The 20,921-nt window shown below is 61.9% G+C and carries 29 protein-coding genes and 1 pseudogene; 10 read left to right on the top strand and 20 right to left on the bottom strand.

Annotated features, from left to right (window positions below; translation table 11 throughout):
* Nucleotides 1–19: 19 nt before the first annotated feature.
* The 3 genes from AFIDRAFT_RS09225 to AFIDRAFT_RS09215 are packed head-to-tail and all read right to left on the bottom strand — an operon-like array spanning nt 20 to nt 1,327.
* Nucleotides 20–430 carry a DUF3168 domain-containing protein gene (locus tag AFIDRAFT_RS09225; protein WP_009339040.1) on the bottom strand — a complete coding sequence of 137 codons (411 nt, stop codon included), beginning with the start codon at nt 428–430 and terminating at the stop codon, nt 20–22.
* 10 nt (nt 431–440) lie between these two features.
* The gene (locus AFIDRAFT_RS09220) at nt 441–761 is read right to left on the bottom strand and encodes a phage head closure protein (protein ID WP_009339039.1); all 321 of its coding nucleotides are present in this window, start codon (nt 759–761) and stop codon (nt 441–443) included.
* Nucleotides 758–1,327 (bottom strand): head-tail connector protein, encoded by a 570-nt coding sequence (locus AFIDRAFT_RS09215; protein ID WP_009339038.1) that lies wholly within the window; start codon nt 1,325–1,327, stop codon nt 758–760. Before AFIDRAFT_RS09215 ends, AFIDRAFT_RS09220 begins: the two co-directional genes overlap by 4 nt.
* A 56-nt stretch (nt 1,328–1,383) precedes the next feature.
* Here AFIDRAFT_RS09215 and AFIDRAFT_RS09210 point away from each other — a divergent pair, with 56 nt between their 5' ends.
* Together AFIDRAFT_RS09210 and AFIDRAFT_RS09205 are read left to right on the top strand one after the other, a co-directional pair.
* Entirely contained in the window at nt 1,384–2,142 is a 759-nt protein-coding gene (locus tag AFIDRAFT_RS09210; RefSeq protein WP_009339037.1) for a S1 family peptidase, read from the top strand.
* Nucleotides 2,143–2,177: 35 nt separating this feature from the next.
* Nucleotides 2,178–2,441: a hypothetical protein gene (locus AFIDRAFT_RS09205; RefSeq protein WP_009339036.1), complete on the top strand. Its 264-nt coding sequence runs from the start codon at nt 2,178–2,180 to the stop codon at nt 2,439–2,441.
* A gap of 32 nt (nt 2,442–2,473) precedes the next feature.
* On the opposite strand, the gene AFIDRAFT_RS09200 is transcribed toward AFIDRAFT_RS09205, so the two are convergent.
* The gene (locus AFIDRAFT_RS09200; protein ID WP_009339035.1) at nt 2,474–2,677 is read right to left on the bottom strand and encodes a hypothetical protein; all 204 of its coding nucleotides are present in this window, start codon (nt 2,675–2,677) and stop codon (nt 2,474–2,476) included.
* Between the two features lie 200 nt (nt 2,678–2,877).
* Here AFIDRAFT_RS09200 and AFIDRAFT_RS09195 point away from each other — a divergent pair, with 200 nt between their 5' ends.
* Nucleotides 2,878–3,096, top strand: coding sequence for a hypothetical protein (locus AFIDRAFT_RS09195; protein ID WP_009339034.1), 219 nt, complete (start codon nt 2,878–2,880; stop codon nt 3,094–3,096).
* Between the two features lie 50 nt (nt 3,097–3,146).
* Here the strand turns inward: AFIDRAFT_RS09195 and AFIDRAFT_RS09190 are convergent, their stop codons facing one another.
* From AFIDRAFT_RS09190 to AFIDRAFT_RS20020, 9 genes and pseudogenes are all read right to left on the bottom strand, one after another.
* Complete coding sequence (locus tag AFIDRAFT_RS09190) at nt 3,147–3,398, bottom strand: PilZ domain-containing protein (protein WP_009339033.1); 252 nt, start codon at nt 3,396–3,398, stop codon at nt 3,147–3,149.
* Nucleotides 3,399–3,541: 143 nt separating this feature from the next.
* Entirely contained in the window at nt 3,542–4,798 is a 1,257-nt protein-coding gene (locus tag AFIDRAFT_RS09185) for a phage major capsid protein (protein ID WP_009339032.1), read from the bottom strand.
* An 11-nt stretch (nt 4,799–4,809) separates the two neighbouring features.
* The gene (locus AFIDRAFT_RS09180) at nt 4,810–5,301 is read right to left on the bottom strand and encodes an HK97 family phage prohead protease (protein WP_009339031.1); all 492 of its coding nucleotides are present in this window, start codon (nt 5,299–5,301) and stop codon (nt 4,810–4,812) included.
* Between the two features lie 59 nt (nt 5,302–5,360).
* A complete protein-coding gene (locus AFIDRAFT_RS09175; RefSeq protein WP_009339030.1) occupies nt 5,361–5,540 on the bottom strand; it encodes a hypothetical protein in 180 nt (59 codons plus the stop codon).
* Nucleotides 5,541–5,542: 2 nt separating this feature from the next.
* On the bottom strand, nt 5,543–5,740 hold the full coding sequence (locus AFIDRAFT_RS09170; RefSeq protein WP_009339029.1) for a hypothetical protein: 198 nt from the start codon (nt 5,738–5,740) through the stop codon (nt 5,543–5,545).
* Between the two features lie 256 nt (nt 5,741–5,996).
* Entirely contained in the window at nt 5,997–7,172 is a 1,176-nt protein-coding gene (locus AFIDRAFT_RS09165; protein WP_009339028.1) for a phage portal protein, read from the bottom strand.
* A 13-nt stretch (nt 7,173–7,185) separates the two neighbouring features.
* A pseudogene (locus AFIDRAFT_RS09160) lies at nt 7,186–8,494 on the bottom strand (DNA-packaging protein).
* Nucleotides 8,445–8,963, bottom strand: coding sequence for a hypothetical protein (locus AFIDRAFT_RS09155; protein WP_009339025.1), 519 nt, complete (start codon nt 8,961–8,963; stop codon nt 8,445–8,447). Before AFIDRAFT_RS09155 ends, AFIDRAFT_RS09160 begins: the two are co-directional and overlap by 50 nt.
* A gap of 41 nt (nt 8,964–9,004) precedes the next feature.
* Nucleotides 9,005–9,154 (bottom strand): hypothetical protein, encoded by a 150-nt coding sequence (locus AFIDRAFT_RS20020; RefSeq protein WP_198007818.1) that lies wholly within the window; start codon nt 9,152–9,154, stop codon nt 9,005–9,007.
* Nucleotides 9,155–9,470: 316 nt separating this feature from the next.
* Between AFIDRAFT_RS20020 and AFIDRAFT_RS09150 the strand changes: the two genes are divergently transcribed.
* Together AFIDRAFT_RS09150 and AFIDRAFT_RS19775 are read left to right on the top strand one after the other, a co-directional pair.
* Nucleotides 9,471–11,048: a DUF262 domain-containing protein gene (locus tag AFIDRAFT_RS09150; protein WP_009339023.1), complete on the top strand. Its 1,578-nt coding sequence runs from the start codon at nt 9,471–9,473 to the stop codon at nt 11,046–11,048.
* A gap of 4 nt (nt 11,049–11,052) precedes the next feature.
* The gene (locus AFIDRAFT_RS19775) at nt 11,053–11,196 is read left to right on the top strand and encodes a hypothetical protein (RefSeq protein ID WP_156786881.1); all 144 of its coding nucleotides are present in this window, start codon (nt 11,053–11,055) and stop codon (nt 11,194–11,196) included.
* A gap of 67 nt (nt 11,197–11,263) precedes the next feature.
* On the opposite strand, the gene AFIDRAFT_RS09145 is transcribed toward AFIDRAFT_RS19775, so the two are convergent.
* Nucleotides 11,264–12,208: an IS1595 family transposase gene (locus AFIDRAFT_RS09145; protein WP_009339022.1), complete on the bottom strand. Its 945-nt coding sequence runs from the start codon at nt 12,206–12,208 to the stop codon at nt 11,264–11,266.
* A gap of 179 nt (nt 12,209–12,387) precedes the next feature.
* Here AFIDRAFT_RS09145 and AFIDRAFT_RS09140 point away from each other — a divergent pair, with 179 nt between their 5' ends.
* The gene (locus AFIDRAFT_RS09140; protein WP_040298233.1) at nt 12,388–12,588 is read left to right on the top strand and encodes a hypothetical protein; all 201 of its coding nucleotides are present in this window, start codon (nt 12,388–12,390) and stop codon (nt 12,586–12,588) included.
* 58 nt (nt 12,589–12,646) lie between these two features.
* Here AFIDRAFT_RS09140 and AFIDRAFT_RS09135 read toward each other — a convergent pair whose 3' ends face one another.
* The 3 genes from AFIDRAFT_RS09135 to AFIDRAFT_RS19770 all read right to left on the bottom strand — a co-directional run bounded on the left by AFIDRAFT_RS09135 (nt 12,647) and on the right by AFIDRAFT_RS19770 (nt 15,011).
* Nucleotides 12,647–14,215 (bottom strand): MDR family MFS transporter, encoded by a 1,569-nt coding sequence (locus AFIDRAFT_RS09135; RefSeq protein WP_009339021.1) that lies wholly within the window; start codon nt 14,213–14,215, stop codon nt 12,647–12,649.
* A gap of 149 nt (nt 14,216–14,364) precedes the next feature.
* Nucleotides 14,365–14,874, bottom strand: coding sequence for a YcgN family cysteine cluster protein (locus AFIDRAFT_RS09130; protein WP_009339020.1), 510 nt, complete (start codon nt 14,872–14,874; stop codon nt 14,365–14,367).
* On the bottom strand, nt 14,871–15,011 hold the full coding sequence (locus AFIDRAFT_RS19770) for a hypothetical protein (RefSeq protein WP_009339019.1): 141 nt from the start codon (nt 15,009–15,011) through the stop codon (nt 14,871–14,873). The genes AFIDRAFT_RS09130 and AFIDRAFT_RS19770 overlap by 4 nt, the downstream gene beginning before the upstream one ends.
* Nucleotides 15,012–15,269: 258 nt before the next feature.
* On the opposite strand from AFIDRAFT_RS19770, the gene AFIDRAFT_RS09125 reads away from it, so the two are divergent.
* From AFIDRAFT_RS09125 to AFIDRAFT_RS09115, 3 genes are read left to right on the top strand one after another with little or no spacing between them, the layout of a single operon-like run.
* On the top strand, nt 15,270–17,534 hold the full coding sequence (locus tag AFIDRAFT_RS09125; protein WP_009339018.1) for a transglycosylase domain-containing protein: 2,265 nt from the start codon (nt 15,270–15,272) through the stop codon (nt 17,532–17,534).
* Between the two features lie 34 nt (nt 17,535–17,568).
* On the top strand, nt 17,569–18,147 hold the full coding sequence (locus tag AFIDRAFT_RS09120) for a DUF1214 domain-containing protein (protein WP_009339017.1): 579 nt from the start codon (nt 17,569–17,571) through the stop codon (nt 18,145–18,147).
* Nucleotides 18,144–18,713, top strand: coding sequence for a DUF1254 domain-containing protein (locus AFIDRAFT_RS09115; protein ID WP_009339016.1), 570 nt, complete (start codon nt 18,144–18,146; stop codon nt 18,711–18,713). The genes AFIDRAFT_RS09120 and AFIDRAFT_RS09115 overlap by 4 nt, the downstream gene beginning before the upstream one ends.
* Nucleotides 18,714–18,718: 5 nt before the next feature.
* Here AFIDRAFT_RS09115 and AFIDRAFT_RS09110 read toward each other — a convergent pair whose 3' ends face one another.
* Nucleotides 18,719–18,952 (bottom strand): hypothetical protein, encoded by a 234-nt coding sequence (locus AFIDRAFT_RS09110; RefSeq protein ID WP_009339015.1) that lies wholly within the window; start codon nt 18,950–18,952, stop codon nt 18,719–18,721.
* 196 nt (nt 18,953–19,148) lie between these two features.
* Here AFIDRAFT_RS09110 and AFIDRAFT_RS09105 point away from each other — a divergent pair, with 196 nt between their 5' ends.
* Nucleotides 19,149–19,439 (top strand): DUF3551 domain-containing protein, encoded by a 291-nt coding sequence (locus AFIDRAFT_RS09105; RefSeq protein WP_009339014.1) that lies wholly within the window; start codon nt 19,149–19,151, stop codon nt 19,437–19,439.
* A gap of 49 nt (nt 19,440–19,488) precedes the next feature.
* Here the strand turns inward: AFIDRAFT_RS09105 and AFIDRAFT_RS09100 are convergent, their stop codons facing one another.
* Both AFIDRAFT_RS09100 and AFIDRAFT_RS09095 read right to left on the bottom strand, forming a co-directional pair.
* Entirely contained in the window at nt 19,489–20,130 is a 642-nt protein-coding gene (locus tag AFIDRAFT_RS09100; RefSeq protein WP_009339013.1) for a TerC family protein, read from the bottom strand.
* 264 nt (nt 20,131–20,394) lie between these two features.
* Nucleotides 20,395–20,784, bottom strand: coding sequence for a hypothetical protein (locus tag AFIDRAFT_RS09095; RefSeq protein ID WP_245258153.1), 390 nt, complete (start codon nt 20,782–20,784; stop codon nt 20,395–20,397).
* Between the last annotated feature and the right edge of the window lie 137 nt (nt 20,785–20,921).

Genomic DNA, 20,921 nt, shown 5'->3' with positions numbered 1-20,921 from the left:
TCGATGTGTTTGTCCGCGATCAGACTGCAGGCTCGGTCACCGCGCGAAAGCGCACCAGCGCGTGATAGGTCTTGCCGTCGTTCTCGCGGCGAATGTCCGCCAGAGAGAAGCGCAGGTTGACGAGACGGTTGTCCTCGAGCGACAGCGGCGCATCATCCAGCGCCTGCAACAGCGCACCCGCGATCATATGCGCCTCGCGATGGCCACCCTGCCGCGACCAGGCATGCAGCGTCAGCTGGTGTTCCTGCGTCTCGCCGCCGTCGCCGGAGGAATCCATCAGCCGCGCCTCGCCGAGCGTCACATAGGGAAAGGCAGTATTGCGCGGCGGCTCGTCATAGATACGATTGTCGCCAAGCACGGCAGCCAGCGCACTATCACCGCGCAAGGCCGTGTGAATGGCCGCGCGCAGCGCCACGTTGGATGGGGTCATGTCGAAGGCCTCATTGAACGCGCAACTGCGCATCGATCTCGATGTAACGGCGGTCGTCGGAGTTCCGGACCGCGACGATCTGGTAGACCTTCGCGCCCTCCACCAGCCGGTGTTGCAACGTGAGGCTGAAATTCGCGCGCATGGTGATGCGATAGTTTTGCGTGGCGCCGCTTGCATCCGCCTCTACGCCCGGCAGTGCGGTCAATGGCACGACCTTCGCCCACGCATTGCCGTAAGATGACCAAGCGCGCATCACGCCGCCCTGATCGTCCGGCGTCTCGATCGGCTGCTGCAGCAGCAGCCGCGTCCGCAACTGTCCCGGATCGATCATAGCGACAGCACCCGATGCGAGGAGATCAGCGCGTTGACACTCGGCGGCATCACCACGATGCTGGCGCCGATGGCGATCAGCCCGCGATTGTCGTACCAATGTGCGACCATCATTCGCAGCGCCTGCATCAAAGCCTGCGGCACGTCGCCGCCCGCATCGCCAAATCCAGCGACAACATCGATCTCGATTCCCGCCGTGGCGCGCCCCGGCTGCGGCATCACACAAGGCCGCACCGCGATCACGCCTTGCGCGGCATCGAGCACGAAATTCTCCGCATCGATCACATGCGCTGTCCCCGCCTCGTCATAGACACGCGCGGCAGTGACAGCAGACAGCGGAGCGAGCTTCGGCTTGATGCGTCCGTCCGGGGGCCAGCCATCCAGCACCAGCCGCCAGCTCTGTGTCAGCAGCGCGCAGCGGCCAAGTGCCTCGACATGGCTGCGCGCCGCCGCGATCAGACTGGCGATCAGCACATCGTCGTCGTCGGTTTCCACGCGCAGATACGCTTTTGCGTCACTGACCGAGAGCGGCTCGGCCTCCGGCGGTGTCAGAAGAATGGCGGCCATCGGCTCACTTCTCTTTCAGTTGACAAAACCCTCGCGCGCAGGCTCAAGCTGCGCCCATGACGCCGCCTCGCCTCGCTTCCGCATTCATCCTATTGTCCGCGCTCGCGTGTCCCGCGCATGCCGTCACCGGCAGCCGCTCCGCGCCGAGCGGTGCGGTCGCGCATTCGCTCGTCACAGTGATCGGGCCGAATGGTGTTGTATGCACCGGAACCGTGATCGCGCCGACGGTGGTGCTCACCGCCGCACATTGTGTGTCATCGAGCAATTCACTGCGTGTGGTGGACTATTCCTCGAAACCGCCGCGCCTCATTACACCGCGCAAGGCCCTCACCCACCCGCGCTACAGCGCGCAGGCCATGGCTGCGCATCGCGCCACCGCCGATCTGGCGCTTGTGCAGTTGCCCGCGCCGATGCCCGGCAAGTCGCCGGTCGCGCTCGGTGCGCCGCGCCTGCCCGTGGAGCCGGGCGCGATGTTCACCATCGCAGGCATCGGCTCCAGCACGCCGAGCGGCAACGATGTCGGCACGGCACGCGCGGCTTCTCTCACCGTGACGGGCAAGCCCGGCACTCTGCAGGTCCGCCTCACCGACCCGCAGACTCAGAACAAGCGTCCCGGCATGGGCGGCTGCACCGGCGATTCCGGCGCGCCGATGTTCGAGGATCAAAACGGCCGCAGCATCGTTGCCGGCGTGGTCAGCTGGTCCACCGGCCCGAACTTCACCAATGGCTGCGGAGGCATCACCGGCGTGACGCCTCTGACATTATATAGAGACTGGGTCGTGCAGACCGCGCGAAGCTGGGGTGCGCCACTCTGACGAAGCCGTGCCCATCACTGCAGCGGAGGACATCGATGCCACGCAAACCGTTCCTGACCGTTTCGCTCGCGGCGCTCCTGGCGCTGGCATGCACCGCCTCTGCATCCGCGGAACAGCAGCAGCAAAAGCACAAGCCGCGAAAACATCCCGCGCATGAAGCGACGACAACCCTCACGCCCCGTGCGCCGTCACACAACCCCTGTGCGCAGTATGGCGCGGGCTTCGTCCGCGCGGCGGACAGCAATACGTGCATCCGCATCGGCGGCTATGTCGGCGTCGAAGCTGGAGGACGGTTCTAGCGAACACAAGGCACTCACCGCCCCTTCGCGGATCAATGGCTGCGCTTGCGCTTCTTCCTGTGATGAACCACGGGCTGCGCGGGCGCGGGTTGCGCCTGCAATTGCTGCCGCGATTCCTGAAGCCGGCGCTGATAGCCGGGTGAATCCATCAAGTTCGGCGCACCGCCGCGGGCGAAGCATGGGGATAGATTTGCCAGCGCAGCAAGAGCAAAAGATACAAAAACCAGGATACGCATTGGAGCAGTCCTCTTCTCCGGCAATCGCGATTTATATCTTGCCACGACTCGTTGTCAGAATCCGCGGATTCGTGGCGCGTACAAAAAACCCCATAGAAAGTGGCGTTTCTGAACAGCCATTCAGAAAATTATGGACGTGACGACAGGAACATCATCATCGGCCATAGGTTCATCCTCCGCCTAATGGAGGAGGATTTGAAATGAAGAAAATTGCTTTCGCATTCGCGACACTCTGCGCGCTGGCTGTTGTAGCGCCGACCATGGCCTCGGCCGAGACCATCGTGATCAAGAAGGGCCATCATCACCATCACATGGATCGCGGCTGGCACCACGGATGGGATCGCGGCCGGCATCACGGCTGGGACCGGGGCCACCGGCACAATACGGTGGTGATCAAGGAACACACTCGGACCTACTAAAACAAATGGCCCCCTCACCGGGGCCATTTTCTTAGGCGCAATCGGCACTCTTACTGAAACGCGACCCCAACCCGTCGGCCGTTGGTCCAGGCGACGCGGCACTTCTTCTTGATGGCGCCGTGGATCAGTTCGAAACGCTTCGGCAGCACCACGCCGGGGTTGACCTGCAGACACACACCGCCGGCACCATAATCGATGATGAAGCAATCGATCAGCGGCGACTTGGCATCGATCGCAATCTTGCCGGAGCTTGAAATGCGCCCCGAGGGTTTGACACGCGCAAAGCGTCTGTTCTGAACCACGCCCCACCTCAAAATTGGCAGCCAGCATCCACGGCCCAAACCATCATAATCGGTAACATTATGACGCCAGAGGTGAACGAGGGGTTAAGCGCGGACAGACCCGCCTGCGGCAGGCAGGCAGGTCCGCCACTGAGCGAGCAGCCTCAGCTCGCTGCGAACTTCACCAGCTTGATGGCGTCGAAGTCCTGAACGCCGCCGCCGACGCGCTTCGTCGTGTAGAACAGCACGTAAGGCTTGGCGGAATACGGATCGCGCAGCACCCGCACGCCGAGCCGGTCCACGATCAGATAGCCGCGTTTGAAATCGCCGAACGCGATCGACAGCGAATTCGCGGCGATGTCCGGCATGTCCTCGGCTTCCACCAGCGGGAACGTCATCAGCGAGGCGCGGCCGCCCGCCTGCGCCGGCGGCTGCCACAGATATGCGCCGCCCGTGTCCTTGAACTTGCGGATTGCAGCCTGCGTCTTGCGGTTCATCACGAAGGCGCCGTTCTGCCGGTAACCCGCCTTCAGCGCGTAGATGGTATCGACCAGCACGTCGGACGGATCGGACGCAGGGAATGCACCGGCTGAACCAGAGGCCACATAGCCGAGGCTGCCCCACGCCCACGATGTATTGGCCACCGCAGTGTAGTTGAGAAAGCCCTTCGGCTTGCTGCTGCCATCGCCGTTGACGAACGCGGCGCCCTCCTGCACCGCGAAGGTCAGTTCGACCTCCGAGGCGATCCATTCGTCGATGTTCACCGCAGAATCGTCGAGCAGCGTCGCGGTCGCCGCCGGCATGGCGTAAAGCTCCATCGCCGGGAACGACAGCGCATCGAGCGTCGGCGACGTGGTTTGCGAACGTGAATCCGTCTCGCCCACCCAACCGGTGGCGGGGCCCGCGGTCATGAACGGCTTCTTGTAGACACCGCCGGAAATCTCGCGCACCGAAGCGATGGCGCGGATCGGCGAGATCGCCGCCAGCCGCTGGCCAATCTCGTGCTCGAGTTCGGTCGGCACCAGATAGCCGCCATCAGCGTTGCTGCCCGCCGACATCGCCTTGGTCTCGATCTGGCGCAGCGCCGACGTCTCGCCCGAACGCACATAGGCATCGAACGCGCTCTTGTGCTCGCGCGCCGTATTGTCGCTGTGGCGGGCGCGGCTGCCGTCAAGCGAAGGCCGCGCCGATTTCAGCGCCAGTTCGTCGATCCGCTTCATCTGCGCGTCGAGCGCACCGTTGATGCGATCGACCTTTTCTTCCAGCAGCACGTCGGCGCGATGGCCGAGCGAAGCCACGCGCTCGTCGTTCGCCGCCTTGAACTCCTCGAACATCTGCATGATCTGGTCGTGCTCGCCGCGCGCGGCGGGAGCGATACCGGATTTATGTTCCGGCGCATGGTCCTGAATGTCGTAATCCATAGGGTTCTCCTTCATGAAGCGGTTGAAAAACATTTCTGTCGTGCACGTCCCTTCACCGCATGCACGCGCGCACCCGTGAGCAACGGAAAGGTGACGATGGACACCTCCCAGAGATCGACCTGGTAAAGCCTGCGGATGCGGGTTTTCGGATCGATCCGGCCACGTACCGTGCGATAGCCGATCGAGAGGCCGTCGATCGCGCCTTCGCGCACCAGCGCCAGCAGTTCGCGTCCGCGCGCGACCTCAGGAATGAGGCGCCCCCTCGCCCACAGCCCGCGCCAGTCCTCGCGTAGTTCCAGCCAGATGCCGACGGGTTCGGACGGGTCATGCTGAAACAGCATCGGAATGCGGCGCAGCCCACGGTTCTGCAGCGTCTGCGTAAACGCGCCAGGCATGACCATATCGCGCGCCTGATCGACCTCGCCGAACAGGCTGGCGTATCCCTCGACAGCGCCGTCACTCGTGAACGAGACGCGAGACGTGGATGGCAACGGCGCATGCATGGGCGTTCTCGCAGAATGCAAGGTGGGAAGGCTGACGGTGAAAGACTTTGAGTGGCGCGCTACTTCGCGCGGCGCGGCTTGCGCTTCGCCGGTTTGGCGGCAGCCTTCACCGGCGCGCGTGGCGCCTTGTGCTGGATCTTTTCAAGGTGCGCGAGGAATTCGCGAAACACCGTGAGATGCGCGGGCTTGGCTTTCGTCTCGCCGCTGATCGATTGAATTACTGTATGCAGTTCGTCCATCGTCAATCCATTGGTTTGCGGCGGCGTGCCCGCCGGTTGAACAAAGACAATTCGCGCACGAAATCATCGAACCGGCGCGAGGCAGCTGCCAATTCGCGCAACGTGAATAAAAATGCGGCGCTCGCCGCTGCCGCCCACAGAAACAGCGCCAGATGCGCGAGGTCACCGCGCTCCGTGAATGTGCGGATCAAATCGTTCATTGCGGATCGCCAGCTTTCCGATAAGGGCATGAAAAAGGCGCACCGAGCTTTCGCTCGATGCGCCTTCTCTTCCGAATCTCGCTGAACCAGGCGGGAGAACCGCCCTGTCCGAAGCTCAATCGAGCTTAGCGGGCGGCCTCAGCGAGGTGACAGCGCTTGGAATAAGACACTGGACCACCTCCTTTCGTTGTTGACGATGGTCTGAAGGTAATCGTCCTTTCTGGTTTTGCAACCAGCCTGACGCGGGTTCCCACGCTCACTCAAATCTATCCCCGTCCTTCACAGGGGCGTAGCCGGCGGCTTCGCGTTTTTCGTTGAGCGTGAGAAACTGCGCGCGCTCGATCCGGTCCCACAGCGCCGAACGATCGGCGGCCAGCGCGTCGATGCGGTCGGTGTCGATCGCAAGCCGCAGATTGTTGCCGAATTGCGGGCCGAGCCATTGTGCCAGCGCCTGCCCGACGCGCGAAGCCAGCGGCAAAATCGTCTGCCTCCACAGCGCGCGGTTAGCTTCTTGAAAATTCGCATAGGTGTTGTCGCCGGGAATTCCGAGGAGCATCGGGGGCACACCGAAGGCGAGCGCGATCTCGCGCGCGGCGGCGTTCTTGGCTTCAAGAAAATCCATGTCCTTCGGCGTGAGCGACATCGCCTTCCAGTCGAGCCCGCCTTCGAGCAGCAACGACCGCCCCGCATTGGCCGCGCCTTGATAGGTGTCGGTGAGTTCGCGCTTCAGCCGCTCGAACTGCGAGTCCGAGAGTACCGTGCCTTCCGGCCCGGCATAGACCAGCGCGCCCGAAGGCCGCGCCGCGTTGTCGAGCAACGCCTTATTCCATTTCGCCGCTGCGTTGTGGGTATCGACCGCGACGGCGGCCGCCTCCAGCGGTGCCAGGCCGTAATGGTCGTCGAGCGGATGAAAGAACGTCAGATGCAAAATCGGCGGCACCCTCTGCGCCGATTGATCGAACCGCACGCTGCGCGCGCCGACGCTGTATTCGTAGGCCTCAGCCCAGCCGTCCGCGCCCGGTACCACTTTCATACGGTCGGGCCGCAGCACGTAGAGTTCGCGCACATCGCCATCCAGTGCCACGCCTTCGACATAGGCGTTGCCGGACAGCAGCATGTGCGCATACAGCGTCTCGAACAGGCTTGCGCCATCCTGCTTCGGGTTGGGCCGCGCCAGAAGTCGCGCCAGTGGGTGCGCTTCCAGTTCCCGCGCGCCTTCGTACAATAGATAGACGCACGACGCCGCGTTCTCCGCGATCATCCGTACCGCGCGATGCACCACCGCGTTGGCGAGATACCCCTCGCGCGCCAGCGCCGCATAATCGCGCGGCGTCCACCGTGCGCGGCCGCCGGACGCAAAGGCTAGCACCTGTGCGGAGCGCGAGGATTTGGATTCGGGGGCACCAAGAAATGTCTTCAACCGATCGAACATCGTCTCTCCAATGTCAGAAGCTGCGCACTCTTGGCTGCCCGCGTGCACCGTGCGTCAATGACGTCAGCGCCCACACCAGTGCATCGAGCCGGTCGGGCGAGCGGCCCGATGACAATCCCGTGGGCGCGAAGTCGCACATCTCGTCCTCGAGAGCGGCGAACACGCCGACATGTTTCACCCGGCCCTGCTCGTAAAGCGTGGCGATCGGTTCGGCCCGCAGCCACTTGCCGCGATGTGCCCGGACCGGCACCACCGGCACCTCATGATCGGCTTGCGCGATCACGGCACGCACCATCTCGCCACCCTGGTTGACTTCTACCACCAGCGCATCAGCCTCCAGCCTGCGCCACAGCGCGATGGCTCTTGCAGCCCATGCCGATGGCACGGCCTGCGCCAGTGTGTCGTCGGCGAGAACGTACAGCGCGCCCTCGCCTGTGATGCCCGCCGCGACGATGCCGCAGGAATCCGCCCGCTTCCCGGAGGTCGCGGGCGGATCGACCGCCACCACGATGCGTTGCAGTGGCGGCGCGCTCGTCACGCGGCCCTGCTCGATCACCGACCTGGACCACATTGCATCCGTGCGGTCCTCGATCAGTTCGCCGTCAAGCTCCTGCCGTCCCAAACGAGTTCCGGCATAGCGCCCCATCACGTTCTTCAGAAATGTCGGCGCGAGATGCAGCGCGTTGGCGTGGGTCGGCGCGCGTCGTCACGCATGTCTCGTCCTGCAATAATCGCTTGATCAGCACGGTTGGGCGTGGCGTCGTCGTAATGAGCTGTCTTGGTTGCGCGCCGAGGCGCAAGCCGAACTGCAGCATGTCGAACGCCGCATCGGCGTAGCGCCATTTCGCCAGTTCATCCGACCACGCGCAGGAAAATTGCGGTCCGCGCAGGCTTTCGGGATCCTCCGCCGAGAACGCATACGCCACCGCGCCGTTGTTCCATTCCAGTCTTTTGCGAGACGGCAGCCACACCGGCCGCTCGTCACGCCGATGTACCGCGAGCAAACCGGAGACGCCCTCGATCATCACCTCGCGCACATCATGCTCGGTCTCGCCGACCAGCGCGATCCGCCCTGCAGGTGCGGCCGCCAGCGGCGACAATCCCAACGCCTGCGCGCGAATCCATTCCGCGCCCGCGCGCGTTTTGCCCGCACCCCGACCACCGATCATCAACCATGTCGTCCACGGCCTGCCGTTCGCGGCAAGCTCGGGCGGCCATTGATGCGGATGCGCGAACAGTTTCCAATCGGAGGCGATGGCGTCGAGTTCGTCGCTATTCAGCCTCGCCAGGATGTGCAGCCTTTGCGTCGGCGACAAGCTCATCCAGTCGCTGCGCGAGCTGGCGTCGAAGCTCGTCAAGATCGCGGGGCACGGTGTCGTCATCCTCGCGGCTCTTCTCCTCCCTGTCGCGCAACAGCATCACCTCACGCAGCGTGCGCGCCAATGAGGCCAGCGTCCGCGCGCGGCGCTCGGCCTCGGTGCGATGACGCAGGTGCACGTGCGTCCCGCATATGATGATTTCGATCTGCGTCAGCTCGCGCTCGATGGCGCTACTCACACGTTTCAGCAAGGCCGGCAGCGGCGCGGACGGCGGATCGTTGAGACGGTCGACCGCACTGCGGATATGACTGGCCCGATGCCGCTTGGGCGTGGTGTCGGCCGGCTCAGTGATTTTCTTTTTCGCAGGAGGCTTCTTGATGGTTGTCTTTTTGACGACTGCCTTCCTGATGCGCGTAACAGATTTGCCCGCCGCCGGTCGCTTGACCGGCACGGTCTTTTTCTTCACAGGCATGTTGAAAATCTATTCCGTGGCTGCCAAAGGCAGACGCCGCCTCAGGTGCGGAAGAATACGAACCAGACGATCGCCAGAGTGAATATCGCGGCGATCGTGCTGACGGCAAGTAACGCCGCCACCGACGGCCCGGGTTCGGCGGAACGCGCCTCGGTCGGCGTTTCAACGATCTGACCGTGCTGCTTTGTCACCATATTCGCCTCAAACTTCACGTTCGCATTGAATGATCCATCATCGCCCGCAAGCGATGGTGCACATCAGTCAAACGCGAGAAGCAAAGGCTAAGTTCCTCTCAAACCCAATTCTTGAGCATGGCGCAACCCTACTGCGGCAGCGTCACGCTGTCAAGGACTATTTTCCCAATTATATACTTTGCACCACAAGGCTGATGTGTTGTTCTGGCCCAGACAGGCCGGTTACCTCTTGTGGGCGGGTGGTTAAGTGAGTTCCCCCGCCCACAACCTGCGGTATTGTCTGTCATCGTCGATTCCCGACGAGGGTGATCCGATGGCTACAACCACAAACATTGTGAATCTTGATGCCCTCATTACGCGGGCGGATTTAGCTGCGCCAGGTGAGTCCTCTGAGGACATAACCGCGCTCTCTGTACCGGGCCTTGAAAAAAAGGGTTTTCTTTACCCCGCCCTTCGTAAACCGGATTTCCAGCGGGAAACCGCTAGCTGGAGTCCTGAACAGGTCGCGGACTTAGTCGGAACATTCGCCCGTCGGGATTTGATACCTGCGGTGATCCTGTGGCGCGCTGGTCAGAATGTCTTCGTAATTGACGGCGCTCACAGACTGAGCGCGCTGATCGCATGGGTTCACAATGACTACGGAGACGGTGAAGTTTCGCGCCGCTTTTTTCAAAACTTGATCCCGGATGAGCAGGCGGTCGCTGGTGATAAAGCACGGCGATTAGTTGAAGCTAACGTTGGCTCTTATGAAGCCCACAGGCTAGCAATCGAATATCCAAAGAACGCTCGCGCCGATATTGCTGAGCGCGCGTCTCGTATCGGTTGGCAGGATATTCCTGCTCAGTGGATCAGAAATGCTGACCACGATAAGGCCGAAAAATCATTCTTCCGGATCAATCAGGGCGGCACAAAAATCGACCCTACCGAGCGGCGGATATTGAACGCTCGTCGTTCTGCAACAGCCTTGGCATCAAGGGCGACGCTACGCGCCGGTACGGGCCACAATTACTGGGACAAATTTGCCAAGGCGACGCAGGAAAAAATAGAAGACTTGGGGCGTGACGTTCACAAAACCTTGTTTGACCCGAATCTTGAGCTACCTATCAAGACTCTTGATCTGCCTATGGCGGGTGCCGGATATGGACCGCATGTTTTACCTTTTGTGTTCGATCTACTAAAGCTTGTTAACGAGCCGACGGCGGGGACGACAAAGAAAAAAGCCTCAAAGGATGAGGGGGTCCCAGATGATGAAGACGGCACCGCGACCGTTGGACACCTCACGGCGGCACGTTCCATGGTTTGGCGAATATGCTCAACCCATCCATCTTCGCTGGGTTTGCATCCCGCTCTCTATTTTTATAGTCCAAGTGGTGTTTTCCAACCAGCGGCGTTACTTAGCTTCGTATCTCTTTTCAAAACTTGGGATACGCCAGAGTTCAAAACATTCACGGCGATTCGGTCAAAGTTCGAAGAATTTCTGCTCGCTCACAGGGGCATTACTGAAGCTGTTCGCAAAATTGGCGGCGGTGCGAAAAGTCGTCCACGCATAATATCGTTCTATCGAACCATCATTGAAAATTTGCAGTCCGGCAAATCGCCGGAAGAAGTACATTCTCTTCTTAAGAAGGACGCAAAGTTTGAGTTCATGTTCGGGGACGCCTTCGATGATGACACCGGCACGGTGACAAGTCGATTTCCTAGAGATGTTAAGGGCGCGGCGTTTTTACGAGAAGCGCTGCCAACTGCTCCTAAATGTCCGACGTGTGGGGGCATTCTGCATCGGAACGGAATGCACGCGGGACACATTGAACCTAGACGGGAAGGCGGCTCTGGTAAGTTAGCTAATGCACAAATGCAGCACCCATTTTGCGACAGCACTTATGCTCAGTGAACCAATGGCTAAGAAAAGCGAAGAATACAGCAAGAAAGAGATTGCTCAACGATTTGAGGCATCGCTTCGCGGAGCGATGAAAGCACCCGCAAAACCGATCAAAGAGAAAAAGAAAGTGAAGGCAAGGAAGAAGGCCGTCCCAAAATAATGGGTTTCATTTCTTGCTCTTCGTCTTCCAGCGTAAAAACCTCCCGGCCTTCTTAGAGAAGTCAGGTTTAATGAGATTGTTGATACATCAGACGCTTGCCAGCTGCGCCCTTGATAGCAATGTCCGCACGTTCTCCGTCATTGAAGCCTAGCTTGATGCGGTGATTGTAGCGGAAATCGTATTCCGAGAGATAACGGTGCAGATGCTTCTCTGCACAATGCTGATAGACGCCGCGCATACCGCGCTTGAAGATTGAAAAGTAGCCTTCGACTGAATTGGTGGTCACGTCACCGCGAGCGTATTCCTTGCGCGAGTGATTGACTGTTTCGTGCATGGCGAAGTGTGCATCAGCGCCGTGATAGAGGCGGCTTTCATCCGTGTGAAGTCGCGTCTCGCGTGACACGTTGTCCTTGACGATCTTGCGGACCGTTTCGCCGTCAGCAACTGCGACATGGAAGGAGCGAACGGAACCGCCGCGCTCAACGAGTGAGACGATAGCGCGCTTGTTTGACGGACCAGTGCGGCCAGACTTGGTGAAAGGACGGCCAGAGGTCGTGACCTTGCGAACCTTGTCCTTTGCGACCGGGCCAAAATACGTTTCGTCGGCTTCTACGATTGAGCCTTCGCCGCCCATAGGGGAGACAATGCCGCCGTTACGCATTGCTTCGCGGATGCGGTGCGACAAGAACCAAGCGGTCTTATAGGTCACGCCAAGGGCGCGGTGCAGTTGATGGCTGGATACGCCCTTCTTGGACGAGGCCATGAGGTAGAACGCCTGTAGCCAGATGTGCAGCTTGATATGGCTGCTTTCCATCACGCTCTTGGTGGTCACGCTGAAATCCTTGCGGCACTCCTTGGAGGCGCAGCGATACACGCCGGGCTTCTTGGTGGCGTAGGAAGAATTGATTGTGCCGCAATGCGGGCAAACGCGCTCCGAGCCCCAGCGAAGGGCTTCAAGGTAGGCGCGGGCCGCTTCTGGGTTCTGGAAATGCTTGGCGTTGAACTGAGACATTGGGGCCAATCCGGTTTTGATGGCCCTTTTTAAGAATCCAGCCTTGTGGTGTCAAGTATATAATTGGGACTATTTTCCTAAACGAAATTCCACTGAAAAACAGCCGACCACTCGCTTGATTAGCACGCACGGCACATCGATGATGCGCCTATTGCAAAGCAGTTTTTAGAAAGACAGCCATGAAATTTTTCGTTTCCGCCTGTGGTGTCGCGGCAGCTCTTCTTTTTCTTGTTCCCTCCGCGAATGCTGCCCCCAAAGGAAAAAGCCGTGAGGAATGCTTGGCTCTCGCACAGCAGCGCGGATTCAATGGCGGCGGCACCATGGGTGGCAAACAACGCGCGGAGTTCGTCGGCAAATGCATGCACGGCAAAGCGAAGTAGTTCGGCCTGCTTCGCTACCGTCGCTGCTTAGACCATGACGGAAGAAAATCGCTGCGCCCTACTCCGCCATCGTCGCCGCCGGTGACGGTTTGCTCCCCGCCAGCGGACGTTCTTCCATCAGCGCGAACAGCGCAGCCGCCGTCGCCATCAGGAACGCGGCCGCGAGAAACACGAAGCGGAAGCCGACGATCATGTCGTCCGACGCCAGATTGTGATTACCGCTCATCCCCTCGCCGATCGGAATCTCCTGCCCGACCGCGGCAAGCAGGATGGCGGTGAACATCGCCACCGCGAAAGACGACATCAGCGCACGGAAGAAATTCATTGCGCCGGTCGCAGTACCGACCTGCGAGCGCGGCACCGCGTTCTGGATCGAGACCACGCTAATCGGGAAACAGGTGCCAATTCCCAGCGCAAGCACGGCGAGCAGCGACAGCAGCACCCAGAGCGGCGGCGCGGCGAGATACGCCATCAGCAGCAGGCAACTTGCAGCAACGGATGCGCCGCCGACCGCCGCCCACTTGTAGCGTCCAGTCACCGCCATGAACTGCCCCGCGCTCCACGCGCCCAGCACCGAGACCGCGACCAGCGGAATCAGCGCGATGCCAGCCTCGCTGGCGCTCAACCGATAGACCGCTTCATAATAGATCGGCAGGTGCACGATCATCCCGATCATCGCGCCCATCGCGCAGCCGCCCGCGACCATCGAATACGGCACCACCGAACCGCTGATCAGCGGCAGCGGCAGGAACGGTTCATCATGCGTGCGCGCATGAATCACGAAGGCCGCCATCAGCACGACGGCCGCGCCCATCATCGCGAGAATCGTCGGCGACAGCCACGCGAACTTGTGCCCGCCCCATGTCAGCCCCAGCAGGAAAACGACCGCGGATGCCATCAGCAACAGCCCGCCCGCCCAGTCGAGCTTACGATGGCGGTGATAGTCGGGAATCTTGCGCAGCCGCGGCAACAGCAACATCAGCGAGCCGACGCCGATCGGCAGGTTGATCCAGAAGATCATCGACCAGTGCAGGTGCTGCGCGAATACGCCGCCGAGCACCGGGCCGCCGATGCCCGCCGTCACCCACACCATGCTGATGTAGCCTTGATAGCGGCCACGGTCGCGCGGCGTGATCACATCGGCGATCAGGGTCTGCACCAGCGGCAGGATGCCGCCGCCGCCCAGCCCCTGAAGACCGCGCGCGAGTATGAGGAACAACAGGTTCGGCGCCAGCGCGCACAGCACCGAGCCGATCAGAAACAGCACGTTCGCCGTGATGATCATCGCGCGCCGGCCGTAGATGTCGGCAAGCGCGCCATAGACCGGCGCCACCGCCGTCGAGGCCAACAGATAGGCGGTGATGACCCACGACAGGTTCGACACATCGTGGAATTGCACGCCGATGGTCGGCAGCGCAGTTGCGACGATGGTCTGGTCGAGCGCGGTCAGGAACAGGTTGCACAACAGGCTCAGCACGATCGGCAGAGCTTCGCTGTGCGGTAGCGACGCGCGGATGGCCGGTTCGGAATCTTCGATCCGGATCGCCTCGCCCGTGATGGCAGCCAGATCGTCAGGCGCCAGCGGCTCGCCTTCCATCTCGGGTTCGGGTCGTTGGATTTTGCTCATGCGGCCTGTGCGCGACTGCGCGAATTGGCGATTCAATGTGTCGGAAGAAGATGAACAGCCTACCCTACATCGGCTTGCGCCGTTAGCGGGCCGCGCGCATGGGGTGGCTTCCGAAACCGCGCATCGATCAACGCGATGTGATGACGGGGCTAGGCACGACGTTTCATCCGTGCCCGTTTCGGCAAAAGCCCCGGCCAGCGCACAATATGATCCTCGAGATCGGCATCGTCCACGTCGTCCTCGCTGCCGAATACCCGCCCCCGGACAGAAACGCCTGCCTCATGGACGGTATTGGGATCACCGGAAATCAGCGGGTGCCACCAGTAAAGGTCGCGGCCTTCGGCAACAAGCTTGTAGGCGCAGCTTGGCGGCAGCCAGTTCAACGTCCGTACATTCCGGGGCGTCAGCCGCACGCAGTCCGTCACCTTGGCGGAGCGGTTGGCATAGTCGTGGCAGGTGCACAGGTTTGCGTCGAGCAGCCGGCAGGAGACATGGGTGAAGTAGATCTTGCCGGTGTCCTCGTCTTCCAGCTTTTCCAGGCAGCAGCGCGCGCAGCCGTCGCACAGGCTTTCCCACTCAGAGTTAGAAAGCTGCTCCAAGGTTTTGGTTTTCCAGAAGGAATTGGCCTGGTCGGACGGCTTTTCAGGCGGTTTGGTCATTGGTTCTCTGGTTTGGTCACGCCCATCCGGCGGCACCCGGCAATGGCGGCGAAGCGCCCGCGCGGATTTGTGGCCTCAATGGCGTTGGACAGGCGTGGGAAATTAGCCCTTCCCATGAAAAACGCCAAGGCCAGCATTGGTTTATCCCCTTACCTCGGCTAGAAGAAGGCGGATTCCCGGACATGGAGAGGGTCCGGGAACCTGACGGCCGTCGCGTGATCTCCTCTCCGGCGCAAGCATCGACGCGCGGAACGGGCGAACAGCCCTTCCCTCCGATGATTGCCTTCACCATCGCCACGGGGATGCCGCAAACGAACGCGCATGTTCGGCTGCGCTGTCGCCGCCGCCAGTGTCCGGGCGAACCACGGACGCGACCGACGATTTAGGAAATTTTGGTGCGCAAGATCGTACCCAGCGAGTGGATGCAACGAATCCGGAATTTCTTTCTGGATCTCGATTCGCGTTTCGATTCCACGCTGTTCTCCTCGGGCCGTGGCCTGCGCGAACTCTATGAGCGCTATTCGGCGTTCATGGACCGCTTCTATGTCGGCCGCTGGAAGCGCTGGGTGTTCATCGAACCGTTGTCGGAGATGGCGACGATTGGCTTGGCCGGCGGCATTCTGATGCTCGCGCTCGCCATCCCCGCCTTCCGTGAGACCTCCGACGAGGACTGGCTGAAGAAGTCGGACCTCGCGGTCACCTTCCTCGACCGCTATAACAATCCGATCGGCAGCCGCGGCATCAAGCACAACGACTCAATTCCGCTAGAAGAGTTTCCCGACAGCCTGATCAAGGCGACACTCGCCACCGAGGATCGCCGCTTCTACGATCATTTCGGTATCGACGTCGCGGGCACGTTGCGCGCGCTCCTCACCAACGCGCAGGCCGGCGGCGTGCGCCAGGGCGGCTCCTCGATCACCCAGCAGCTCGCCAAGAACCTGTTCCTGTCGAACGAGCGCACCATCGAGCGCAAGATCAACGAGGCGTTCCTCGCGATCTGGCTGGAGACGCGCCTGACCAAGAACGAAATTCTCAAACTCTATCTCGACCGCGCCTATATGGGCGGCGGCACGTTCGGCGTCGACGGCGCCGCGCATTTCTACTTCAACAAATCGGCGCGCGACGTGAACCTCGCCGAATCCGCGATGCTCGCGGGCCTGTTCAAGGCGCCGACCAAATACGCGCCGCACATCAACCTGCCCGCGGCGCGCGCCCGCGCCAACGTCGTGCTCGACAACCTCGTGGACGCGGGCTTCATGACCGAAGGCCAGGTGTTCGGCGCCCGGCGTAACCCTGCCTCCGTCGTGGACCGCCGCGACGAGAATTCGCCGAACTACTTCCTCGACTACGCCTTCGACGAGGTGAAGAAGATCGTCGCCACCTTCCCGAAATCCTACACCGAGCGCGTGTTCGTGGTGCGCACCACCATCGATATGAAGGTGCAGAAGGCGGCCGAGGACACCGTCGAGGACCAGTTGCGCCAGTTCGGCCGCGACTATCATGCGACGCAGGCGGCCGCCGTGATCGCCGATCTCGATGGCGGCGTGCGCGCGATGGTCGGCGGACGCGACTACGGCGCCAGCCAGTTCAACCGTGCCACCGACGCGATGCGCCAGCCCGGCTCCTCGTTCAAACCTTACGTCTACACCACGGCACTCCTGAACGGCTTCAAACCGACCTCCATCGTGGTGGACGGACCGGTCTGCATCGGCAACTGGTGCCCGCAGAACTACGGGCGCTCCTACTCCGGCTCGATCACGCTGACGCAGGCGCTGACGCACTCGATCAACGTCATCCCGGTGAAGCTGTCGATCGCGCTCGGCGGCAAGGCCGGCCCGAAAGCCGGACGCGCCAAGATCGTGGAAGTCGCGCGCAGGTTCGGCATCGTCACGCCACTGCCCGACACGCCTTCGCTGCCGATCGGCGCCGATGAAGTCAACGTGCTCGAACACACCGTCGCCTATGCGGCGTTCCCCAATCGCGGCAAGGCGGTGACACCGCATGCGATCCTGGAAGTGCGCACCGGCGCGGGCGATCTGGTCTGGCGCTATGACCGCGACGGGCCGAAGCCGCGCCAGATCATTCCGCCCTCCGTCGCCTCCGACATGGCGATGATGATGAGCCACGTCGTCTCGGAAGGCACCGCACGGCGCGCGCAGCTCGACGGCATTCCCGCCGCAGGCAAGACCGGCACCACCAATGCCTATCGCGACGCATGGTTCGTCGGCTACACCGGCAACTTCGTCGGCGGTGTCTGGTACGGCAACGACGACTATTCCTCGACCAACCGCATGACGGGCGGCTCGCTGCCCGCCAAGACTTGGCACGACATCATGGAAGTCGCGCATCAGGGCATCGAGATCAAGGAACTCACGGGCGTCGGCGCGGGTCAGAAACTGCCGAAAGGCAGCATCGCCGCAACCAATGCCCCGCCGAAGATTCTCGATGTCGCCGCAGGACCGCCGCCGACGCTGACGCGGCGCGGCGTGAATACCCTCATCCGTATAGAGAAAGAAATGGACGAGGCTGCCAAGACCGTGCCGGCCGGCAAGACCTCGGTGAACGACCGCGCGCCGCCTGCGCCGCACGCCGCACTGCCGTTCCCGGACAGTTTTGCCTCCGCGAACGGCGCGACGGCGTCCACGCCGCAGAAGAAATGACGATGGGCCCGGCAATCATGAAGGCGATACTGCCGTGCGGCTGATTTTCGTGCTGATCCTCACCATGGCGATTGCCACCGTCGTCGGCCTCGGGCTGACATGGAACACGGCCACGCGCGGCGTCGAGATCGGCACGCTAACCATCGGCCCATGGACCGCGCGCCCGCGCGTCGGTACCAGCGATATTGATCCCTATGCACGCGCCACGGTCGCTCGCAGCGGCGAACTGCCGATCGGCGCCGGTGACGGCATCACCTTCCGCGCCACCGCAGACAATGCAGGCAAAAAACTCGACGGGCGCTGCGATGTGGTCGTTTCCGGCGTCACGCCCCCTGCCCGGTTCTGGACGCTGACGGTTTACGACACCAAGGGCAAGCTCGTCGCCAACACGCTGCAACGCTACGGCTTCACCAGTCAGGAGGTCGTGCGTGCCTCCGACGGCTCGTTCACCGTGCGGATCGCGCCGCGCGCAAGGTCCGGCAACTGGCTGCCGACCGGCGGCATCAGCCGCTATCAGCTCCTGCTGCGGCTCTACGATACGCCCGTCGGTGTCGCGACGCGCTCGCAGAAGGACGCGCCGCTGCCCTCCATCACCATGGAGGGATGCTCATGATCCGTTGGCTGTTTGCAATTCTGGGCGGCATCCTGCTCGGCGGCGTCGTGCATCTGGTGAGTGTGCTGGCTTTGCCGCGCATCGCTTCACAGGACGCTTACGCGCGGCTCGCCCCGACGCTGAAAGTGAACGCCGTCACGGCGTTGCCGGACGCCACGCCCGACACCGCGCCGATGCCGCTGATGGACCCCGCCTTCGCTGCCGCCGCCTGCAAGTACGATCTCTCAACCGGCTCGATCAAGCTGAAGGTGCCGGTCAGTCAGGCCTACACGTCGGTGTCGTTCTACACCAACGAGGACATCGCCTACTACGCCATCAACGACCGCTCGGCGGGCCGCAAGGTGATCGAGCTCGACCTGATGACGCCGCAGCAGAAGGCGGCGCTGCCGGAGGACGAGGACATTACGGCGGCCGACCGGCTCATCATCGAATCGCCAACGCCGACCGGGCTGATCGTGATGCGCGCGCTCGCCGCTGAACCTGGGCTGATGGCGCAGGCCAAGGCCTCGCTCGCAGCCGCAAGCTGCAAGGTGCAGGCGGAAGTCTCACAGCCGGGACGGCGGTAACTTCGTCAGCCCTGAATCTGGACAACGGCCTCGCTGGATGCGGAAAGCATTGCGGAGCGGGCTTTCTCACGCGGCCGCAACAGCCGCCGCACATCGAGCCGGAACGAGAAGACGCATTCGTGACAGCGCAGGCCCTTGCCGCCCTTGACGAGCCCGAGGTCGCGAATGACCGACCAGCGGCCATCGCTCATTCGCACCAGACGCAAATCCGGGTAACGCCGTTTCAGATACGAAAGCATTCAGCACCGCATAATATCGCGGTCCATGATGCATCGGGGACTTCCGCCGTCAATTCTTGACGCCGCGCCCATAACGCCACAAGAACGAATCATGACACATCACGCGGCTTTGACGCTCTCCCCTTCGGGAGCATGACAACATGGCTGGCGAAAGCGCGGCACGATCTTTATGTTCACTCCAACAACGGAGTTTCACATGCGAATCCTGACAGCGACCTTGCTGACGGCAGCAGCACTCGGCGCGGTGCTGACGACGACACCCGCCGAAGCCTACGACCGGCGGATTTGCCTCGTCGGCGGCGGCTATCCCTACCCCGGCGATTGCGCCTACGATACTTACGCGCAATGCCAAGCGACCGCCTCCGGCCAGCAGGCCTATTGCAGCGTCAATCCGGAATTCGCCTTCGCCGAGGCGGAAGGCCGCCGCTACCGTCCGCGCGACGGTCTCAACCTCAGCCCGCTGGTCTTCGGCCACCGCTACTACTGACACGGTCGGGAACGGACGCGCGGCAACAGAACCGCGCGCCCTCCTTCCGTCAGGATACGGCCATGCCGCCGATCCATGACGACACCTGCGGATACACTTCCAGAATGCCGCGATAGATCATGTCGCCCGCGACATAGAGGATCACTGCAAGGCCGACATAGGCGATCCAGCGGTGCTTCTGCAGCAGCCTGGCGATGAACGAGGCCGCCGCGCCCATCATCGCGATCGACAGCAACAGGCCGAACACCAGCACCCACGGATGCTCGCGCGCCGCACCCGCGACCGCGAGCACGTTATCGAGCGACATCGACACGTCGGCGATGATGATCTGCCACGTCGCCTGCGCCAGCGTCTTGCGCGGTGCGCCATCGGTCAGCGCCTCGATATCCTCCACCGCATGATGCGGAGCGCGCAGTTCGCGCCACATCTTCCAGCACACCCAGAGCAGCAGGATGCCGCCCGCGAGCAAGAGGCCGACGATCTGCAGGAGCTGCGTGGTCAACCCTGCGAACACCATGCGCAGCAGCGTGGCAGCACCGATGCCGATCAGGATCGCCTTGGCGCGCTGCTCTTTCGGCAGACCAGCGGCGGCAAGGCCGATGACAATGGCATTGTCGCCGGCCAGCACGAGGTCGATCAGGATAACCTGAAAAAGAGCGGTAAGAACGTCGGGAGTAATGAAGTCGAACATGAGCCGGGCTCCTTGGCTTTGCGAAGGAGCAGCTCCGTGACACATCGACCGCCCGCACGCGGCCGAAAGCCCACGATGCGAGGATCGACAAAGCCTTGATAGACAAACGCAAAAGCCATGACCGCCTGTGGGCGATCACGGATCACGCATCTGAAATGATCAAGACAGAGACAGGGCCACTCCCACTATGTCCAGTCCGACATCGCAGCATATGGCTGCCAGAGGGGCCCGGGCTGGTCTCTGATAATTAGTCTGCCTTTCTCCTCAATGCAACACGAAACGGCGCTCGAACAGATGTTCGAACAGCTCAACAGCATGCTCGGGATCGGCCAGCACCGAAGCCGAAATCCCGATAATGACGAAAGCCCCGGCCACATCCCAGAGCGACAGGCTGCGCGAATTGTGTCGGCTCCTCACGAACCAGGCGATGGTCGCCACCAGCAAAGCGCTGACGAAGAACATCAGGCTCAGCGCCATCATCGTCAACTCCGAGCCGACCATGCGCACGACCAGCAGAACCAGCATTGTTAATGCAACGGTGAGTGTCGTCAGAGTTGCAACGGGCCGCCTCAGTTCGGCAAACCTGCGTTTCCATTCGCCACGGCGGTCAATGGACGCAATCATATCGTCCTCTTTTCTTTCGGGCTGCGACATGCCGCGTCCCGCCAAGAGAAGCAGGACGCCTCCCGAACAGGGTCATATCAACCCGATGCGCCATCCAATAATGTATCGTATGCCCGCGCAACGCGGTCATCCGCCGCGTATCACCAGGACGCGGATTTTCTCACACG

It is taken from the genome of Afipia sp. 1NLS2 (genome assembly GCF_000178995.1).
Classification (GTDB): domain Bacteria; phylum Pseudomonadota; class Alphaproteobacteria; order Rhizobiales; family Xanthobacteraceae; genus Afipia.
This window is presented reverse-complemented; position numbering and strand designations above follow the sequence as displayed.

What these genes read in the sequence shown, in the direction of transcription:
- AFIDRAFT_RS19775 (WP_156786881.1), top strand. Translation starts at nt 11,053, where the DNA reads ATGGCTAAGAAAAGCGAAGAATACAGCAAGAAAGAGATTGCTCAACGA.
- AFIDRAFT_RS09100 (WP_009339013.1), bottom strand. Translation starts at nt 20,130, where the DNA reads ATGTTCGACTTCATTACTCCCGACGTTCTTACCGCTCTTTTTCAGGTT.
- AFIDRAFT_RS09135 (WP_009339021.1), bottom strand. Translation starts at nt 14,215, where the DNA reads ATGAGCAAAATCCAACGACCCGAACCCGAGATGGAAGGCGAGCCGCTG.
- AFIDRAFT_RS19770 (WP_009339019.1), bottom strand. Translation starts at nt 15,011, where the DNA reads ATGCTGGCCTTGGCGTTTTTCATGGGAAGGGCTAATTTCCCACGCCTG.
- AFIDRAFT_RS09145 (WP_009339022.1), bottom strand. Translation starts at nt 12,208, where the DNA reads ATGTCTCAGTTCAACGCCAAGCATTTCCAGAACCCAGAAGCGGCCCGC.
- AFIDRAFT_RS09205 (WP_009339036.1), top strand. Translation starts at nt 2,178, where the DNA reads ATGCCACGCAAACCGTTCCTGACCGTTTCGCTCGCGGCGCTCCTGGCG.
- AFIDRAFT_RS09155 (WP_009339025.1), bottom strand. Translation starts at nt 8,963, where the DNA reads ATGCCTGTGAAGAAAAAGACCGTGCCGGTCAAGCGACCGGCGGCGGGC.
- AFIDRAFT_RS09180 (WP_009339031.1), bottom strand. Translation starts at nt 5,301, where the DNA reads ATGCATGCGCCGTTGCCATCCACGTCTCGCGTCTCGTTCACGAGTGAC.
- AFIDRAFT_RS09095 (WP_245258153.1), bottom strand. Translation starts at nt 20,784, where the DNA reads ATGTCGCAGCCCGAAAGAAAAGAGGACGATATGATTGCGTCCATTGAC.
- AFIDRAFT_RS09140 (WP_040298233.1), top strand. Translation starts at nt 12,388, where the DNA reads ATGAAATTTTTCGTTTCCGCCTGTGGTGTCGCGGCAGCTCTTCTTTTT.
- AFIDRAFT_RS09215 (WP_009339038.1), bottom strand. Translation starts at nt 1,327, where the DNA reads ATGGCCGCCATTCTTCTGACACCGCCGGAGGCCGAGCCGCTCTCGGTC.
- AFIDRAFT_RS09220 (WP_009339039.1), bottom strand. Translation starts at nt 761, where the DNA reads ATGATCGATCCGGGACAGTTGCGGACGCGGCTGCTGCTGCAGCAGCCG.
- AFIDRAFT_RS09110 (WP_009339015.1), bottom strand. Translation starts at nt 18,952, where the DNA reads ATGCTTTCGTATCTGAAACGGCGTTACCCGGATTTGCGTCTGGTGCGA.
- AFIDRAFT_RS09185 (WP_009339032.1), bottom strand. Translation starts at nt 4,798, where the DNA reads ATGGATTACGACATTCAGGACCATGCGCCGGAACATAAATCCGGTATC.
- AFIDRAFT_RS09115 (WP_009339016.1), top strand. Translation starts at nt 18,144, where the DNA reads ATGATCCGTTGGCTGTTTGCAATTCTGGGCGGCATCCTGCTCGGCGGC.
- AFIDRAFT_RS09200 (WP_009339035.1), bottom strand. Translation starts at nt 2,677, where the DNA reads ATGCGTATCCTGGTTTTTGTATCTTTTGCTCTTGCTGCGCTGGCAAAT.
- AFIDRAFT_RS09150 (WP_009339023.1), top strand. Translation starts at nt 9,471, where the DNA reads ATGGCTACAACCACAAACATTGTGAATCTTGATGCCCTCATTACGCGG.
- AFIDRAFT_RS09165 (WP_009339028.1), bottom strand. Translation starts at nt 7,172, where the DNA reads ATGTTCGATCGGTTGAAGACATTTCTTGGTGCCCCCGAATCCAAATCC.
- AFIDRAFT_RS09225 (WP_009339040.1), bottom strand. Translation starts at nt 430, where the DNA reads ATGACCCCATCCAACGTGGCGCTGCGCGCGGCCATTCACACGGCCTTG.
- AFIDRAFT_RS09175 (WP_009339030.1), bottom strand. Translation starts at nt 5,540, where the DNA reads ATGGACGAACTGCATACAGTAATTCAATCGATCAGCGGCGAGACGAAA.
- AFIDRAFT_RS09105 (WP_009339014.1), top strand. Translation starts at nt 19,149, where the DNA reads ATGCGAATCCTGACAGCGACCTTGCTGACGGCAGCAGCACTCGGCGCG.
- AFIDRAFT_RS09195 (WP_009339034.1), top strand. Translation starts at nt 2,878, where the DNA reads ATGAAGAAAATTGCTTTCGCATTCGCGACACTCTGCGCGCTGGCTGTT.
- AFIDRAFT_RS09210 (WP_009339037.1), top strand. Translation starts at nt 1,384, where the DNA reads ATGACGCCGCCTCGCCTCGCTTCCGCATTCATCCTATTGTCCGCGCTC.
- AFIDRAFT_RS09170 (WP_009339029.1), bottom strand. Translation starts at nt 5,740, where the DNA reads ATGAACGATTTGATCCGCACATTCACGGAGCGCGGTGACCTCGCGCAT.
- AFIDRAFT_RS09130 (WP_009339020.1), bottom strand. Translation starts at nt 14,874, where the DNA reads ATGACCAAACCGCCTGAAAAGCCGTCCGACCAGGCCAATTCCTTCTGG.